This is a genomic window from Rhizobium sp. SRI_017, from assembly GCF_057586295.1.
On record NZ_JBYCZP010000005.1, the window covers coordinates 406,826 to 423,370 of the forward strand.

Below are 16,545 nucleotides of genomic sequence, written 5' to 3' on the forward strand. Positions count from 1 at the left end.
TCGGGATGACTTTCGTCAAACTTTCCGGCCCTTTAGGTCAAGGCGCCACATAATCGGCGCCTTTCGTGTCGATGGCATTTCTCGTTCCGCCGGTTGGACAAGTCGTGGAGGTCGCATAGACTTTCACGGGTACGAATCGGCGCTCCACAAATCCATAACACCCCCAGGGTTTTCTCGTCAGGCTTTCTTGCCGGGGCTGATGGGAGTGGGGCCGCCGCAAGCGAAAGAGCACGCCTTATGAGACAAAACCTGTTTTCCGTATTGGCGCTTCTGGTCGGCACACTCTTTCTCTTTCTTGGCAACGGCCTGCACAGCCTGCTGATGCCGATGCGCGGCGCGGTCGAGGGCTATTCGGAAACGATCCTTGGGTTCTTCGGGACGTCTTGGGCTGCGGGGTTCGTGCTCGGCTGCATCTTCGCGCGCCGGCTCGTCAAGCGCGTCGGCCATGTCCGCGCATTCTCGGGCTTCATTTCGATTATCGCCATCACCGCGCTGACCACTGGCATCATCATCGAACCGACCGTCTGGGTGTTTTCGCGCGCCGTCACCGGCTTCTCGTCGGCAGCGACCGTCATGATCATCGAGAGCTGGCTGAATGAACGGGCGACGAACGAGAGCCGGGGCATGATCTTTTCATTCTACATTTCGATCACCCTCGTCGGCGTCGTCGGTGGGCAGATGGCTGTGCCTCTGTCAGACATCAACAGCCAGACCCTGTTCCTGCTGGCCGGCATTTTCTACTGCTTCGCCATGCTGCCGACGCTGATCTCAAACGCGCAGACTCCCAAGCCGTTGAACGAATTGAAGCTCGACCTTGTTGCGCTCTACAAGAATTCTCCGGTTTCGTTTTTCGGCATATTGCTCGTGGGTATCGCGAACGGCGCCTGGGGAACGCTGGGCGCCGTGTTCGGCGCCAAGGCCGGCCTGTCGGCAGGCGATATCGCGCTGATGATGACGATCACCATCTTCGCCGGCGCTGCCATGCAGATCCCGGCGGGTCGCATGTCGGACCGCATGGACCGGCGCTATGTGCTGGCGATCCTGTCAGGCGTGGCCTTCCTGGCCGGATTCCAGCTTTTCGTCGTGCAACCGGAAAATGTAACGACGCTGCTGATCCTGATCAGCGTCTATGGCGCGACGGCCTATGCGCTCTACCCGATCGCCGTGGCGCATGCCAACGACTTCGCCAAATCGACCGATTTCGTCGCCATTTCAGGCGGCCTGCTGCTGCTCTATGGCATCGGCACGGTCATCGGTCCGACTGTCGGTGGCCCGGTCATGCAATATCTCGGCCCCTATGCGCTCTTTGCCGTGACGGCCCTTTCGCATGCCCTGATCGTCATCTACGCGCTGATCCGCTCGCGGATGCGTGCGCCGGTGCCGGTCGGCGAACGTGACAGCTACCAATCAGTGTCTTCGGGCACGACTGTCACGCCGGAAAGCCTCGCGCTCAACCCGCGCGCCCAGCCCTTGCCGGAACCGGGCTCCAGCGCTAACGTCGAGCCTGTGAAGGATGGAGCGGAGCCCGCATGAGCCTTTTCGAAGACGACAAGCCGAAGAAGAAGACCGGCCACGAGATCGGCTCGGACCTCTCCATGCTCTCCGTTGATGAACTCAAAGCAAGGATCGGTCTTCTCAAGGCCGAGATCGAGCGCCTTGAAGACGAGATTACGGCCAAGTCCTCGAGCCGCAATGTAGCCGAAGGCCTGTTCCGCAAATAGGGATCGCGCGCGATGAAGGCCGCCATGGCATCCGGCCCTCTGCGGCATATCCTGTTCCGCATCCGCTTGTTTTCTTCCCTGGTCATCGGTCTGCTGACCTATTTTCTTCTCCCATCCTTCCTGGAGTGGACGAGCCGGGGGTTGATCGCATGGAACATAGCGATCATCGCCTATCTGGTGCTGATCGGCTTCATGATGGCGCGATCCGACCATGAGACCATGCGGCGGCGCGCGCGCGTGCTCGACGAGGGGCGCTACACCGTCCTGATCCTTGCGATCGTTGCAGCGCTCTCCAGCCTCGTGACGATCGTGCTGGAGCTCTTCAACCTCAAGAGTGAGCCGGGTTCGGTCGTCGCGCTGCATATCGGGCTCTCGGTCGCCACGATCGTGACGTCCTGGAGCTTCGTACATGTCATCTTCACCGAGCATTATGCGCACAATTTCTATCTGCTCGATGGCCCGCTCGACAGCGGTAGCGACGACATCGAGACGCGGAAGAAGAAGGGCCTGCATTTTCCCGGTGAACCCTGGCCGGACTATCTCGACTTTCTCTATTTCTCTTTCACCATCGGCGTTGCCAACCAGACTGCGGATACGGAGGTCGTGTCGCGTCAGATGCGGGCGCTGGTGCTGATCCATTCCGTCATCTCCTACTTCTTCAACACCATCATCCTGGCACTCACCATCAACATCGCGGCCAGCATGCTTGGCGGCTGACCGCTGTCCGGCAAGCCAGCGTCGCTTACAGACCTGTTTTCATTTTTCCGTCGAGGCTCTAAGAGGGCAGAAGATGGCACGAGCAGAAAGACGGAAATGATTTCGAAGGCCCTCAAGGCGAAGCTGCGTTCGGAGCGGCTTGCGGCGCGCGACGCGATCTCCGGGGAAGACCGCATCGAGAAGGCCCTCATGATGGCCGAGACGGGTGGCAGCCTCATCGATCTCTTGCCCGGCCAGGAGGTCTCCGGCTTCTTTCCTATCCGCTCCGAAGTCGATGTGCGGCCGCTGATGCAAAAGCTCAAGGAGCGGGGTGCCAAGCTCTGCATGCCCGTCGTGGTCGACAAGCATACGATTGTCTTCCGCGAACTGCTCGCCGGCGCGCCGATGGTCAGCACAGGCTTCGGCACCTTCGGACCCGGCGAGGATGCCCGCCCCGTCGATCCTGATATCATGCTGGTGCCGCTGGCCGCCTTCGATCGCGCTGGCCACCGGATCGGTTATGGTGCGGGCTTCTATGACCGCGCGATTTCCCGCTTGCACGAGAAGGGTTTGCGGCCGCGCCTGATCGGCGTCGCCTTCGATTGCCAGGAGGTCGACATCATCCCGGCCGAGGATCATGATGTCGCGGTGGACGCGATCCTGACCGAAAGCGGGCTCAAAATCATCGAGAAGGAAAATCCATGAGACTGCTCTTTCTCGGCGATATGGTAGGCCGCACCGGCCGGCAAGCGGTCTATGACCGGCTGCCGGGTCTGATCGCCGATCTCAAGCTCGATTTCGTCATCGTCAACGGCGAGAATGCCGCCGGCGGCTTCGGGATTACCGAGGATATCTTCCAGTCGACGATCGATGCCGGCGCCGATGTGGTGACGACAGGCAACCATGTCTGGGACCAGCGCGAGGCGCTGATCTTCGCTGACCGGCACGATCAGTTCCTGCGGCCCGCGAATTACCCCGCGGGCACTCCGGGTAAGGGATCGGGCGTCTATCTCGCCCGCAACGGGGCGCGTATTCTCGTCGCCAATATCATGGGGCGCGTGTTCATGAGCCCCGATCTCGACGATCCCTTCAAGTCGGCGGAGAACATTCTTGCCGCCTGTCCGCTGGGCGAGCAGGCCGACGCGGTGGTCTTCGATTTCCACGCCGAGGCGACGAGCGAGAAGCAGTGTTTTGGCCATTTCGTCGATGGCCGCGCGAGCTTCGTCGTCGGGACCCATACCCATGTGCCGACCGCCGATCACCAGATCCTCAACGGCGGCACCGCCTATATGTCCGATGCCGGCATGTGCGGAGACTATGATTCCTCACTTGGCATGGAGAAGGAGGAGCCGCTCAACCGCTTCCTCACCAAGGTGCCGCGCGGGCGCTTCGAAGCGGCGTCGGGTCCAGCGACGATCTGCGGCGTCGGCGTCGAGATCTCCGGCCGCACCGGGCTCGCAGAGAAGATCGCGCCGCTGCGGCTGGGGCCGCGATTGGCGGAGACGGTGCCGGATTTCTGGTCTTGACGCGACGACCTAGATAACAGGAAAGTGACGGCTGCCCCGGCAATTGATGCTGGACGATTGACCAAGGCTGCCGCATCCTTCGCGCCTGCAAAAAGGCTTAATGTGGGACGCGGCGATGCTCCGATTGTTTTTGTTCGTGGTGGCTACGATCTTCGTGCCGCTTGCCCTCCAGGCGCAGGACAAGGAACAGCCGCGCAATTTCAGCCAGTGCCAAGCGATTGCCGGCCGGCTGCCGGGTGCGACCTTTGCCAGCTACGAGCCGTCCGAAGGGTTGCTGCTTCAGCGCGCCGTGATATCGGACCAGCCGGTCTCGATCACCTATCTCGGCCACTCAACCTTCCATATCGTCACGCCCGGCGGGGTGACGATCGCGACCGATTATAATGGCTGGTACAAGCCGACAGTGCCGCCCATGGTCGCCACGATGAACCATGCGCATACGACGCATTACACGCTGACGCCCGAGCCCGAGATCCAATATGTCCTGCATGGCTGGAGCGACACGCCGGGCGAGCCCATCAAGCACGAACTGATGGTCGGCGACACGTTCGTCCGCAATGTCACCACCGACATCAATCGCTGGGGGCAGCACGAGAAGGACGGCAATTCTATCTTCATCTTCGAGGTGCAAGGCCTCTGCATCGGCCATCTCGGCCATCTGCATCATGAACTGGACGAGGGGCACTATGCAGAGATCGGCCGTCTTGACGTGCTGATGGTACCGGTCGACGGTGGGCTGACCATGGGCAAGGAGAGCATGAGCAAGGTGGTGCAGCGCCTGCGCTCCTCGGTCATCCTGCCGATGCATCGCCGCGGCCCTGTCATCGATGATTTCCTCTCGATGTTCGGCCCGGAATACGAGCAGGTCGTCTCGCCAGAGGCGACCATCGACGTGTCACTCCGGTCGTTGCCGAAGAAGCCGACGATCTATGTTCTGAAGGGACTCTGACGGCTACCCCCTTGAATGCCTGCTTTTCCGGCAATATAAGGCCGCATCCAACGACATAGAGACGAATAGGGGTGCCATGGCAGGCCATTCACAGTTCAAGAACATCATGCACCGGAAGGGCAAGCAGGACGGCATCCGGTCCAAGATGTTCTCCAAGCTCGCACGCGAAATCACCGTTGCCGCTAAGACGGGTCTGCCGGACCCGTCGATGAATTCGGCGCTTCGCCTGGCGGTTCAGAATGCCAAGGCGCAGTCCATGCCCAAGGACAATATCGACCGTGCCATCAAGAAGGCGTCGGGTGCCGATGCGGAAAACTATGATCAGGTGCGCTACGAAGGCTACGGCCCGGGCGGTATCGCCGTCATCGTCGAGGCGCTGACCGACAATCGCAACCGTACCGCTTCCAATGTCCGCTCGATCTTTACCAAAGGCGGCGGCGCGCTCGGCGAAACCGGTTCGGTCTCCTTCTCCTTCGATCATGTCGGCGAAATCGTCTATCCACTGTCTGTCGGCGATGGCGACAAGGTGATGGAAGCCGCAATCGAAGCCGGCGCCGACGACGTGCAGACCGACGAGGAAGGCCACTACATCTACTGTGCCTTCGAAGCCATCAACGAGGTCTCGAAGGCGCTCGAAGCTCTTCTTGGCGAAGCCTCGACCGTGAAGGCGATCTGGAAGGCGCAGAATTCAGTGCCGGTCGACGAAGAGCGCGCGCAATCACTGATGAAGATGACCGACTCGCTCGAAGACGACGACGACGTGCAGAATGTCTATACAAACATGGATATTCCCGAGGACGTCATGGCCAAGCTCTCGGCCTAACGCTTCTCAGCTGCTCAAAATGAAAGAAGCCCGCAGCGCTCGTCGCTGCGGGCTTCTTTGATCTATGCGGCCTTCTGTACGATCGTATCGAGGCCGGCGAATAGCTCGATGGATCTAAGCCGCGCGTCGACATCGGCGACTGGCATGGAAATGATCAGTTCGTCGATGCCCGTTACGCGGATGAAGTCAGTGAGATCGCGCTCGGCGGTCTTGGGCGAACCGACAATCGCATATTGCAGCGTGTGCTCGACATTGTATTTCTCGGCCTCGGTCCAGTGCTCGTCCATGTTCCTGACCGGCTTGGGGAAATAGCCGCGGGCATTGCGACGCAGGTTGATGAACTGAAGCTGCGCCGACGTGAAATGATACTTCGCCTCTTCGTCGGTATCGGCAACCACGCCCATCACCCCGGCCATCACATAGGGCTTGTCGAGCTGTGCCGAAGGCTGGAAGCGCTCGCGATAAATGGCGATCGCGTCCAATAGTGCGTCGGGTGCAAAATGCGACGCGAAGGCATAGGGCAGACCGAGTGCGGCCGCCAGATGCGCCGAATAGAGGCTCGATCCGAGCAGCCAGAGCGGCACATTGGAGCCGATGCCGGGCATCGCCATGACTTGGCCGTCATCGCCCGGACCAAAGAGGCGTTGCAGTTCGAGAATGTCATTGGGGAAGGAATGCGCGCCGGCCTCGAGGTCGCGACGAAGCGCGCGGGCAGTGCGCATGTCCGTGCCGGGTGCACGGCCAAGCCCGAGGTCGACTCGACCGGGGAAGAGGGCAGCCAGCGTGCCGAACTGCTCGGCAATGACGAGCGGCGAGTGGTTCGGAAGCATAATGCCGCCGGAACCAATGCGGATGCGCGACGTCGCCTGGCCGACATGGCCGATTAACACTGCGGTCGCGGAGCTCGCCACTGCGGGCATGCCATGATGCTCTGCGAGCCAATAGCGGTGATAGCCTGTCTTCTCGGCCGCCTGCGCCATGCGCGCGGTGTTGCGGAAGCTTTCCTCGACGGTGCCGCCTTCGGTGACCTGCGAGAGATCGAGAATGGAAAAGGGAATCATGCCGGCATCCTTCCGCAACTTGTCTCGCAAAGTTGGGAGCTTCAGTGCCAGGAATCAAGATGTGGCCGGCAACGTAAAATGGCCGCGGAGGTGACCGCGGCCAGTCTCAATGTGTCCTGAAACTCTATCAGCCGGCGCGGCGCCACTCCGGAGCCGCCTGTTCGGCGAGCTGGAAATGGCCGATACGGCCGTCCATTTCGCCGGCTTCCTGGGCCAGTTGATGGATGGACGCCGTGGTCTCCTCAACCATGGCCGCGTTCTGTTGCGTCATACCCTCGATCTGGGTGACGGAGGTGTTGATTTCGCGGAGCGTTTCGGCTTCCTCGCGGGTCGAGTCCATCATCGCTGATATTTGGTGATTGATCGATTCCACATGGCTCCCGATCGCTTTCAGCGCCTGGCCGGCCTTCTCGACCATAGAGACACCCGCCTCCACTTCGGAAGTGGATTTCGACAACAGATCGGAGATTTCCTTCGCTGCCTTTGCCGAACGCTGGGCGAGTTCGCGCACTTCCTGCGCCACGACGGCAAAGCCCTTGCCGGATTCGCCGGCACGGGCCGCTTCGACGCCGGCATTCAGTGCCAGCAGGTTGGTCTGGAAGGCGATTTCGTCGATAACGGAGATGATGGTGTTGATCTGCTGCGACGAGCTCTGGATCGCCTCCATCGCCTTGATCGTCTGCTCCATGATATCGGCGGAAGCGCGCGTGCCCTGGGTCGCGTCGCGTGCGATCCGGGTCGCATCCTCGGCGCGTGCCATCTGCTGGCGAACCGCATTGGTGATCTGGCCGATGGAGGTGGCCGCTTCGCTGATCGAAGCCGACTGGCGCTCGGTGCGTTCGGCAAGCTGGTCGGCCGCACTGCGCATTTCCTCGGTGCCTGCCTTGACGGCATTGGAGTTGCGGCTGATCGCCGTCAGCGCTTCGGCGAGTTGATCGACCGAGGCGTTGAAGTTGTGGCGCAGGCTCTCGAGCGCTGTCGGGAAGGGCTGGTGGATCTGGTAGGCGAGGTCGCCCCGCGCCATGCGGGTCAGGCCTTCGCCCAATGCGTTGACCACAGCCGAGAGCGCATCAGCTTCACGCTGCTGTTGTTCGGCACGGGAGCGGCGACCTTCCTCTTCTGCGGCCTGCGAGGCCTTGGCCTGAGCCTCGAGTTCGCGCTGGGAAATCAGCGAGTCGCGAAAGCCTGAGAGGGCGCGCGACATGGTGCCGATCTCGTCCTTGCGCGCCTCGCCGTCGATCTTGATGTCGAGCGTGCCTGCGGCAACGGCTTCGGTAGCGCCGGCGAGGCGGCCGAGCGGGCCAAACATGCGGCGAAGCACGAACCAGGCGATGGCCGAGGTGATCGCGAGAACAGCCGTGCCGACGAGTGTCAGCAGGGCGGCGATCTGTAGCGAGCCTGCCTGCAATTCGCTGTCGAGCACGCTTTCGGAGATCAGATATTTGGACTCGCCTTCGACCAGCGGCTTGCTGAAGCTGGTGGCAGGGCCATCGGCACGGGCAAAGTTTGCCACCGTCATGGCACCGTCGGCCATGGCGCCATCGCGAAAGGCGTAGGGCGCCGCATCGACGATCGTGAGCTGGCCCTTGTCATCGAGGCCGATCACGGTGCCGTCCGATGTGATGATGTTGGTCTTCTCCGAGCTTCCCGAGGGAATGCCCATCGAAAGAATCTTGCCGACCACGTCATCGCGAACCTGGAAGACGAAGATGCCGCGGAGCTGGCCGAGATTGACGAGCGGCACGGCGACGAAAATGTCGGATTTGCCAGTCGCCTTGTTCATGGCAAGGCCAGAGAAGGCGCTGGGCACTTCATCGGTCTCGGCCTTTTTCACATTGGCGGACGTTTCGGCGAAGACCTTGCCGAGGCCGGTTTCGGCGAGGGCCGGGTCGGCGGCGTTTTCAGCGAATGTTTCTGCCTTCTTGTAGGAATAGATGACATTGCCCTTGGCATCGAGCATCAGCATGTCCTTGAAGGGCGTCGCGGCCAGCACCTTTGCAAGCTGCGGCTGAAGCTCTTCATGGGCCGAGTAGTAATAGCCGGCCGGACCCTCCGGCTTGATGAGCTTCTCGCGCTCTTCGGCAGGGTTCGGGTTCTTGGCGATGAAATATTGCTGCAGTTCCGTCTTGGCGTTGCCGGGAGTCTTGTCGAGTGACTTCCAGCCGCTCTTCAAATTGACCATCGATTTGCCGAGCGACTCGATCTTGGAGAGCGAGGAGGCCTGGTCGGTGATCTGATGCAGCCCGCTCGACAGGTTGGAGGACCGGAAGGTCAGGATGCTCTCCATCGAGGCCTTGGTCTTTTCCAGGAAGATCGTGTTGGAACTGTAGTAGCTCAAAAGCGCAAGCGCGCTCTCCGAAAGGAAGATCAACACCAGGAAAATGGTGATGACCTTACCCTGAAGAGTCTGAAAGATCTTCGGCATTGACGACTCCGTTCGGGCTGGGCGCGGAACATCGTCTTCGATGGCGCCGGATCGGCAGCCGCAAACGTGCAATGTTCCCCGAGGCAGTTTTCTGCCTTCCCCTTGAAGTCTGATATCTCAAGCTGAACCGTTTAATTCGTGGTTAATCAGGCTTCGAAAACCGAAAAAAATCAAATCAAAAGCAATCAAACATGTGTTGCGGTCCTCGGCAGATGGCTGGCGGCGATGGCGCGGCTTATAAGTGTGGCATGAACAGCCTGATTCGCATCATCGGCATCGATCCCGGTCTCCGCCGAACCGGATGGGGAATCATCGAAACGCTTGGCAATTCGCTGCGCTTCGTGGCCTCCGGCACAGTGACATCCGACGACAAGGCCGATCTCGCCTCGCGGCTCTGCCAATTGCACGACGGGCTCGCCGAGGTGCTCCATTCGTTTAAGCCTGACGAGGCGGCGGTCGAGCAGACCTTCGTCAACAAGGACGCGACGGCGACCCTGAAGCTCGGCCAGGCCCGCGGCATCGCCATGCTGGTTCCGGCGCGCGCCGGGCTGCCGGTCTCCGAATATGCGCCGAACGCGGTGAAGAAGGCCGTCATCGGCGTCGGCCACGGCGAGAAGCAACAGATTCATCTGATGCTCAAGGTGCTGATGCCGAAGGCGCAGTTTGTGGGCAATGACGCAGCGGATGCGCTGGCGATCGCGATCTGTCATGCGCATCACTCCGGAGGCTTGAGGGCGCGGCTGAAAATGGCGGGCGGGTAGTTTGTTCTTGACTTGTTCTCTCTTGTGTGAGAAGTAATACTTTAGAGGTATTACCATGCGCGTCACCGAAAAAGGCCAGGTCACCATTCCCAAGGAAATCCGCGATCAACTCGGCATTGTGCCAGGCTCCGAAGTGGATTTCATTCACGATGCAAGCGGCGCCAGGCTGATCGTTCTTGCCGATCATCGCAAGCGCGAGCCCGCGGATTTTGAAGCATGGCTAAACAGCGTAAGCGGCACGCTAAATACCGGCGGGATGACGACTGACGAGTATATGGAATGGTTGAGGGGGCCGCGGGATGACCTCGATCCTCATTGATACCAACATCTTCATCGACATTTTTGGCCCGCCGACACGGTTTCTCGAATGGTCTGTAAGGCAGATAGCGTCGCTCAGGACGACATCTTCCTTTGTACTGTCTCCGATCGTTTGGGCCGAGTTGGCCGGAATGCGTCACAGCGAGGCCGAGCTGGCCACACTCTTTTCGCGACTGGATCTCGTTCGCGAGACGCTCCCCTTTTCAGCTGCCTACCGCGCTGGTGTAGCCCACAGGGATTATCGGACACGCGGAGGCGTTCGAGAACGGACCTTGCCAGACTTCTTGATAGGCGCTCATGCCGCCGTTCGCGGGCATCGGTTGCTGACGCGTGACGCAGCAAGATACCGAACCTATTTTCCTGATCTCGCTACGATTTCTCCCGAAACCCATCCCTGAAAGTACGCGCATGATCGGAAAAGCCACATGATCGGAAAGCTCAAGGGAACGATCGACGAGATCGGCGAGGATTATGTTCTCGTTGACGTACACGGCGTCTGCTACGTCGCCTTCTGTTCGGGCCGGACGCTGTCGCGCATCGGCTCGGCGGGCGAAGCGGTTGTTCTGTTCATCGAGACTTATGTCCGCGAGGACCAGTTGAAGCTCTTCGGTTTCATGACAGCTCTCGAGCGCGAGTGGTTCCGTCTGCTGCAGATTGTCCAGGGCGTGGGCTCGAAGGTAGCGCTCGCCGTGCTCTCGACACTGACGCCATCGGAACTCGCCAATGCCATCGCGCTCCAGGACAAGACGGCAATTTCCCGTGCGCCGGGCGTCGGCCCGAAAGTCGCGATCCGTATCCTCACTGAGCTCAAGACCAAGGCGCCGGCCTTCGCGGGCGAATCTATCAATATCGCGCTTAAGCAGGAGATAGGGGAAGGCGTCGCCGCGGCGCCAGTCTCGGATGCCGTCTCGGCACTCACCAATCTCGGCTATTCGCGTGACCAGGCGGCCAATGCCGTTGCAGCGGCGCTGAGGAATGGCGGCGAGGGTGCGGATAGCGCCAAGCTGATCAGGCTGGGTTTGAAGGAGCTGGCGCGGTGAATCCGATTTCCCTTATCGATGCGGGCTTGATAAGCCGTGCTGAGATGAGCCGCAACGCAATGGACGATTTTCAATGACCGGCCCCAACGCATTGTTGACGCCCGAACGGCGTGGCGACGACATCGACACGGCGCTGCGGCCGCAGTCGCTCGACGAGTTCACCGGCCAGGCAGAGGCACGCGCCAATCTGAAGATCTTCATCGAGGCAGCAAAGAATCGTGGCGAAGCGCTCGATCATGTGCTGTTCGTCGGTCCGCCCGGCCTCGGCAAGACGACGCTGGCGCAGATCATGGCGAAGGAACTGGGCGTTAATTTCCGCTCGACATCGGGCCCGGTCATCGCCAAGGCTGGCGACCTTGCGGCGCTGCTTACCAATCTCGAAGAGCGGGACGTGCTCTTCATCGACGAGATCCATCGGCTCAATCCGGCGGTCGAGGAAATCCTCTATCCCGCAATGGAAGACTTCCAGCTTGATCTCATCATCGGCGAGGGGCCGGCGGCGCGGTCGGTGAAGATCGATCTTTCGAAATTCACGCTCGTGGCGGCAACCACCCGCCTCGGCCTGCTGACCAACCCGCTGCGCGACCGCTTCGGTATTCCGGTGCGGCTCAATTTCTACACGGTGGAGGAACTGGAAAGCATCGTCAGCCGCGGCGCGCGTCTGATGGGTCTGCCGATGTCGGTCGAGGGCGCTCGGGAAATAGCACGACGGGCGCGGGGCACCCCACGTATCGCGGGCCGGCTTCTGCGCCGCGTGCGTGACTTTGCCGAAGTGGCGAAAGCGGAGACCGTCAATCGCGAGGTCGCAGACAAGGCGCTGACCCGCCTCGATGTCGATCATATGGGCTTCGACCAGCTCGACCGGCGCTATCTCACCATGATCGCCACCAATTTCGGCGGTGGGCCGGTGGGCATCGAAACGATCTCCGCGGGCCTCTCGGAGCCGCGCGATGCGATCGAGGACATTATCGAACCCTATCTCATCCAGCAGGGTTTTATCCAGCGCACGCCGCGCGGCCGTGTTTTGACCGCAAATGCATGGAAGCATCTCGGTCTCAACCCGCCGGCGAACCTTGCCATGACGCAGATTGCCCTGTTCCAGGATGACGACTGATTGTTCACCCGCCGTGGCTTCCTGAAATTCCTCTGGCGCGGCGGGCTGGTGCTTGCTGCCATGGCCGCCTATCCCTTCTCCGAGGTGATGGCGAAGGCCCGTATCACGACCTACCGGTTGACGCCGCCGGGCTGGACGCCGGGGCTGAAACTTCGCGCGGCTGTGATCGCCGACATCCACGCCTGCGAGCCCTGGATGAGCGCGGAGCGGATCAAGAGCATCTGCGACCGCGCCAATGAACTGGAAGCAGACGTCATTTTGCTGCTCGGCGACTATGTCAGCGGCATGAACCTCGTGACCGATCATGTCCACTCGTCCGAATGGTCCAGGGCGATGGCAGGGCTTAGCGCGCCGCTCGGTGTGCATGCGGTGATGGGCAATCACGATTATTGGGAGGACCTGACCTTCCAGCGTGACCAGACGGCCGAACCCTTCGCCAAGAAGGCGCTCGAAGATGTCGGCATCTCAGTCCACGTGAACCGTGCAATCCGGCTTGAAAAGGATGGAATGGGATTCTGGTTGGCGGGCCTCGACGACCAGGTTGCGCTCCGGCCAGGCAGTCGGTTCAATCGGACGGGCTGGCAGGGGCTTGACGATCTTCCCGCGACACTTGCCCAGGTGACGGATGATGGACCCGTCATTTTGCTCGCCCATGAGCCGGACATCTTTCCCGATGTTCCCGCGCGCGTCAGTCTGACGATCTCGGGCCATACGCATGGCGGGCAGATCAATATTTTCGGCTGGAAGCCGGTCGTACCATCGCGCTTCGGTGCGCTCTATGCCGGCGGCCATGTCGAGGAGGGCGGTCGGAATCTCGTCGTCTCGCGTGGCCTCGGCTGCTCGGTCATTCCGGTTCGTTTCATGAGCCTGCCGGAGATCGTGCTGCTCGAACTAGGCTAGACGTCCTTCAGGCCGGCACGCCGAAGACCGATGATCCATTGCCGAAGGCCCGGTCCGCCCAGCAGGAGGTAGACACCGACGACCCAGCCAAGGATCGCTTTCGGCAGGTCCCCGACAGGAAGCAGGTCGGCGGTGGCACCCGGCACCCGACTGACATAGTACCAGGCTGACAGCCACCCGATCGTCTGGCCAAGGGCAAGAAAGAGGATGAAGGCACCCATCGCACTGAAAGCAATCGCCTGGAGGCTGGGTTCTGTCATCGGCCCTTCGGGTATGATATCGGCCGGCTTGGGAGCAAGGAAATCCACGATCGCGGCCGCACCCCAGAAGATCAGCAGGAATGGGATCAGCAGGAAGGCCGCCACGGCGACCTGGGGCAACCGCGAGGCATCCTCGGACCCCGGCATGGTTACCGCGACAGCCAACATGTAGCCCGCGATCTGAAGCAGAAGCAGGATCGCAAAGAGCCTGAGTACGACGATCAATCCGGAACGAATGGGCATTGTCATATCCTCTCGTCAACCACTATAGCTGCCGCGGTCCGCGCGGGATCACCCGCGTCACAACTCGCTCAAATCTCTACGGCTCGCCCATGACGAATATTCCCCTCTCCGGTGCACTGACTGCAGAAGGCCATGTGCTGACCCAGCGGGTCTATTACGAGGACACGGATTTCTCGGGTGTCGTCTACCATGCTCGCTACCTGCATTTCATGGAGCGGGGGCGCACCGACTTCCTTCGCTGCCTCGGTATCGAGCAGGCCAGACTGCATGCGGCGGAAGGCGAGGGGCTCGCCTTCGTCGTCCATCGCATGGAGATCGACTTCAAGGGTTCGGCGCGGATGGATGACGTGGTCGATATCGTCACCGTCAGCGAGAAGGCTGCCGGCGCCAAGCTCGTGCTTGCGCAGGAGGTGCGGCTCGGCGAACGTGTGCTGATCGCTGCCAAAGTAACGGTTGCCGTCGTCAACCGGGCCGGCCGGCCGCGCCGACTGCCGGCTGATCTCGCAGCAAAATTCTGAGCGGCATATTCCTGAAACATTCCTCCTGTTCCCTTTGTAACAGCATCCAAGCGCCAGTGATGCGAAAACAGGGACATCGGACGGCCAAGGCCTTCCGGAACGACAAAACGGAAGGTTTCGACGATGCGCAAGTTTCTTGTCATGGCAGTGGTGATCGGTGCGGGCGCAATCAGCTTTGCAGCGGCCTCTCAGGCAGGCATCTCGCTCCGCCCGGCGCAGACCCAGGTGACGGGTGCGTCGGAAGAAGCGGTCGTCGGTAAATACACCGTCCAGACCTGCCGGATCGAGAAGACCTTGAAGTATGATTTCAACGGCCTTCCCTACATGAAGAAAGTTCGCGTCTGCGCCTAATCCCCGTTCGCCAAAGGCGCAGATTGCCCTGAAGCCCGGTCCGCCGCCCTGCTGGACCGGGCTTCCTCCATTTTGAATCTGTCATTGCTGCAAGGGCTTGCCTAATCCCTGATCCGGTGCTCTTCATGCCGTTCCCGTCTGGCAGGAATCACCATGCTTCACACCATTCTCATCGGCGCCCTGATCGGCATCGGCGGCACGGTCGCCATGGATATCTGGGCGATCATCCTCTGGAGACTCTTCGGGCAAAGTGCACCGAATTGGGCGCCCGTCGGACGTTGGACCTGGCACTTGCAGGACGGCACGGTTTTCCACGACAGCATTGCCCATGCGACGCCCTACGCCAACGAGCAGGTACTCGGCTGGGCGTTCCATTACTTTGTCGGGATTGTCTATGGCGTGGTGCTGGCGCTTTTCATGGGCGAGACCTGGCTTGCCGCGCCGACATTCCTCCCGGCCTTCATATGGGGCATCGTGACCGTCGGCGCGGGCTGGTTCCTGCTGCATCCCGGTCTCGGGCTCGGCTGGATGGCATCGAACACACCCAATCCGACGAAAGTCCGCGCGATGGGGCTGATTGCCCACACGATCTTCGCACTCGGCATGTGGGGGACCGCGATCGCTCTGCGGTGAGAGCGCCATTTGGCGGACCAGATGTCGCTGAATTAGGCGGCATACTCCGAATTGGCACTCAATGAGGGGAAAGGTGCGATCCACGACAGCCGATGAGTGCTTCGATCCCGGGTGCCTACAAACGTAGGTGGGCGCCGTGTGCCCCAGCCCACGGGCCGGAACAGGGACAGCTCCCTTTAGATCGAGTATGGCCCCTGGAAATGTTGACCCTGTCGAGAGGCGCAGACCGCAACCGACATATAGTGGTTTTGCTGCCCAGAAGGAAGGGGCAGCCGGGAAATGAGACAAATCAGTTGGCGCTGTCGGCGCCGCCGGTTCCATTGAGCTTGTCGGCAATCGAGCGCACCTGGGAACTGAGCTCGGCGATCATGCCCGCGAGTGCGTGATCGCTCTTCTCGGCGACCGTGGCGGCGTTGTCGCCATGCTGGCGCATCGCGTCCATCTGACGTTCCAGTTCACCGATCCGGCGATTGGCCTCGGAGAGTTCGTCCATCACCATGATCGAGGCCATGACGGTGATCCGGAGATCGCCGATCTCGCCGAACTGCGCCTTGAGGTGGCCGACATAGCGATCGAAATTCTGGGCAAGACCCTCGAGATGGGCTTCCTGACCTTCCTCGCAGGCCATGCGATAGGCCTTGCTGTCGATCGTCACCACTACCTGTGCCATCGATAAAACGCTCTTCGAACTGATTTCAGCGGTCGAGGACCGCGCGGATTGTTTCCATCGCCGTGACAAGCCGGCGAGAGACTTCGCGATTGACTTCCTCGAGGCGGTTGGCGCGGAATTCGGACTGGTCGAGATCCTGTGCGAGGCGCGACCGGTCGGCGTGGACGCGCCGTATCTCCTGTTCCATCTCGACGGAGTCACGTTCGCGTTCGAAACGCATATCGATGGCGCGGTCGAGCGCCCCCAATGCATTACGAAGTTCCTCGATCGCAGCCTTGACCGCCGTCCCTGCGGGCATATTCAACCAAACCTATAGAATCTCGAATCGACCGCCTGCAGGCCGAGCTAACTCTACGATAGTATGAGATCGCTCAGGCTCGCGTCAATCGATCAAAGCGCCGCAAAATCAGGCAATTCTGTGGAAGAGTTGTAGTGCTTGTTTGCGGGTGCTGGAACTGCACAGTTTCCTACTGCGTAGAATCTGGACTCGCACCGCACAAAGCTTGTGCGAATTGATTGACAGACACCGTCCAACT

At 60.8% G+C, this 16,545-nt stretch carries 21 protein-coding genes and 1 other RNA gene; 16 read left to right on the top strand and 6 right to left on the bottom strand.

The genetic code is table 11. The features are described 5' to 3' along the window. Positions 1-237 precede the first annotated feature (237 nt). The 7 genes from AC2YI2_RS14600 (at position 238) to AC2YI2_RS14630 (ending at position 5,715) form a co-directional block, all read left to right on the top strand. The gene (locus AC2YI2_RS14600; protein WP_487387196.1) at positions 238-1,533 is read left to right on the top strand and encodes an MFS transporter; all 1,296 of its coding nucleotides are present in this window, start codon (positions 238-240) and stop codon (positions 1,531-1,533) included. Beyond that, positions 1,530-1,721: a DUF1192 domain-containing protein gene (locus AC2YI2_RS14605; protein ID WP_487387197.1), complete on the top strand. Its 192-nt coding sequence runs from the start codon at positions 1,530-1,532 to the stop codon at positions 1,719-1,721. Before AC2YI2_RS14600 ends, AC2YI2_RS14605 begins: the two co-directional genes overlap by 4 nt. Before the next feature lie 24 nt (positions 1,722-1,745). Next, the gene (locus AC2YI2_RS14610; RefSeq protein ID WP_487387198.1) at positions 1,746-2,438 is read left to right on the top strand and encodes a DUF1345 domain-containing protein; all 693 of its coding nucleotides are present in this window, start codon (positions 1,746-1,748) and stop codon (positions 2,436-2,438) included. A gap of 96 nt (positions 2,439-2,534) precedes the next feature. Beyond that, positions 2,535-3,122, top strand: a complete 588-nt coding sequence (locus AC2YI2_RS14615) for a 5-formyltetrahydrofolate cyclo-ligase (protein WP_487387199.1) — start codon at positions 2,535-2,537, stop codon at positions 3,120-3,122. Beyond that, positions 3,119-3,943 (top strand): TIGR00282 family metallophosphoesterase, encoded by an 825-nt coding sequence (locus tag AC2YI2_RS14620; RefSeq protein ID WP_487387200.1) that lies wholly within the window; start codon positions 3,119-3,121, stop codon positions 3,941-3,943. Before AC2YI2_RS14615 ends, AC2YI2_RS14620 begins: the two co-directional genes overlap by 4 nt. Before the next feature lie 115 nt (positions 3,944-4,058). Next, a complete protein-coding gene (locus AC2YI2_RS14625) occupies positions 4,059-4,892 on the top strand; it encodes an MBL fold metallo-hydrolase (RefSeq protein ID WP_487387201.1) in 834 nt (277 codons plus the stop codon). 76 nt (positions 4,893-4,968) lie between these two features. Then, positions 4,969-5,715 carry a YebC/PmpR family DNA-binding transcriptional regulator gene (locus AC2YI2_RS14630; protein ID WP_487387202.1) on the top strand — a complete coding sequence of 249 codons (747 nt, stop codon included), beginning with the start codon at positions 4,969-4,971 and terminating at the stop codon, positions 5,713-5,715. A gap of 62 nt (positions 5,716-5,777) precedes the next feature. Here the strand turns inward: AC2YI2_RS14630 and AC2YI2_RS14635 are convergent, their stop codons facing one another. Both AC2YI2_RS14635 and AC2YI2_RS14640 read right to left on the bottom strand, forming a co-directional pair. Beyond that, complete coding sequence (locus AC2YI2_RS14635; RefSeq protein ID WP_487387203.1) at positions 5,778-6,776, bottom strand: LLM class flavin-dependent oxidoreductase; 999 nt, start codon at positions 6,774-6,776, stop codon at positions 5,778-5,780. 127 nt (positions 6,777-6,903) lie between these two features. Next, complete coding sequence (locus tag AC2YI2_RS14640) at positions 6,904-9,201, bottom strand: methyl-accepting chemotaxis protein (RefSeq protein ID WP_487387204.1); 2,298 nt, start codon at positions 9,199-9,201, stop codon at positions 6,904-6,906. A gap of 248 nt (positions 9,202-9,449) precedes the next feature. On the opposite strand from AC2YI2_RS14640, the gene ruvC reads away from it, so the two are divergent. The 6 genes from ruvC (at position 9,450) to AC2YI2_RS14670 (ending at position 13,334) form a co-directional block, all read left to right on the top strand. After that, entirely contained in the window at positions 9,450-9,962 is a 513-nt protein-coding gene (ruvC, locus tag AC2YI2_RS14645; protein WP_487387205.1) for a crossover junction endodeoxyribonuclease RuvC, read from the top strand. A gap of 55 nt (positions 9,963-10,017) precedes the next feature. Further along, positions 10,018-10,281 (top strand): AbrB/MazE/SpoVT family DNA-binding domain-containing protein, encoded by a 264-nt coding sequence (locus tag AC2YI2_RS14650; protein WP_487387206.1) that lies wholly within the window; start codon positions 10,018-10,020, stop codon positions 10,279-10,281. Then, positions 10,262-10,678, top strand: a complete 417-nt coding sequence (locus AC2YI2_RS14655) for a type II toxin-antitoxin system VapC family toxin (RefSeq protein WP_487387207.1) — start codon at positions 10,262-10,264, stop codon at positions 10,676-10,678. The genes AC2YI2_RS14650 and AC2YI2_RS14655 overlap by 20 nt, the downstream gene beginning before the upstream one ends. Positions 10,679-10,705: 27 nt before the next feature. After that, a complete protein-coding gene (ruvA, locus tag AC2YI2_RS14660) occupies positions 10,706-11,320 on the top strand; it encodes a Holliday junction branch migration protein RuvA (protein WP_487387208.1) in 615 nt (204 codons plus the stop codon). Between the two features lie 73 nt (positions 11,321-11,393). After that, positions 11,394-12,434 (top strand): Holliday junction branch migration DNA helicase RuvB, encoded by a 1,041-nt coding sequence (gene ruvB / locus AC2YI2_RS14665; RefSeq protein WP_487387209.1) that lies wholly within the window; start codon positions 11,394-11,396, stop codon positions 12,432-12,434. Continuing rightward, positions 12,435-13,334 (top strand): metallophosphoesterase, encoded by a 900-nt coding sequence (locus AC2YI2_RS14670; protein ID WP_487387210.1) that lies wholly within the window; start codon positions 12,435-12,437, stop codon positions 13,332-13,334. On the opposite strand, the gene AC2YI2_RS14675 is transcribed toward AC2YI2_RS14670, so the two are convergent. After that, the gene (locus AC2YI2_RS14675; protein ID WP_487387211.1) at positions 13,331-13,837 is read right to left on the bottom strand and encodes a hypothetical protein; all 507 of its coding nucleotides are present in this window, start codon (positions 13,835-13,837) and stop codon (positions 13,331-13,333) included. The two genes, AC2YI2_RS14670 and AC2YI2_RS14675, sit on opposite strands and share 4 nt — an antisense overlap. Before the next feature lie 89 nt (positions 13,838-13,926). On the opposite strand from AC2YI2_RS14675, the gene ybgC reads away from it, so the two are divergent. The 3 genes from ybgC (at position 13,927) to AC2YI2_RS14690 (ending at position 15,339) form a co-directional block, all read left to right on the top strand. Continuing rightward, complete coding sequence (ybgC, locus tag AC2YI2_RS14680) at positions 13,927-14,355, top strand: tol-pal system-associated acyl-CoA thioesterase (protein ID WP_487387212.1); 429 nt, start codon at positions 13,927-13,929, stop codon at positions 14,353-14,355. A gap of 123 nt (positions 14,356-14,478) precedes the next feature. Further along, complete coding sequence (locus AC2YI2_RS14685; RefSeq protein WP_487387213.1) at positions 14,479-14,706, top strand: hypothetical protein; 228 nt, start codon at positions 14,479-14,481, stop codon at positions 14,704-14,706. 153 nt (positions 14,707-14,859) lie between these two features. Further along, positions 14,860-15,339 (top strand): DUF2938 domain-containing protein, encoded by a 480-nt coding sequence (locus tag AC2YI2_RS14690; protein ID WP_487387214.1) that lies wholly within the window; start codon positions 14,860-14,862, stop codon positions 15,337-15,339. A gap of 73 nt (positions 15,340-15,412) precedes the next feature. On the opposite strand, the gene ssrS is transcribed toward AC2YI2_RS14690, so the two are convergent. The 3 genes from ssrS to AC2YI2_RS14705 form a co-directional block, all read right to left on the bottom strand. After that, a non-coding RNA gene (gene ssrS, locus AC2YI2_RS14695) (6S RNA) lies at positions 15,413-15,570 on the bottom strand. 58 nt (positions 15,571-15,628) lie between these two features. Further along, the gene (locus AC2YI2_RS14700) at positions 15,629-16,009 is read right to left on the bottom strand and encodes a cell division protein ZapA (RefSeq protein ID WP_487387215.1); all 381 of its coding nucleotides are present in this window, start codon (positions 16,007-16,009) and stop codon (positions 15,629-15,631) included. A 25-nt stretch (positions 16,010-16,034) separates the two neighbouring features. Beyond that, positions 16,035-16,307: a DUF4164 domain-containing protein gene (locus tag AC2YI2_RS14705; protein WP_487387216.1), complete on the bottom strand. Its 273-nt coding sequence runs from the start codon at positions 16,305-16,307 to the stop codon at positions 16,035-16,037. Positions 16,308-16,545: the final 238 nt, after the last annotated feature.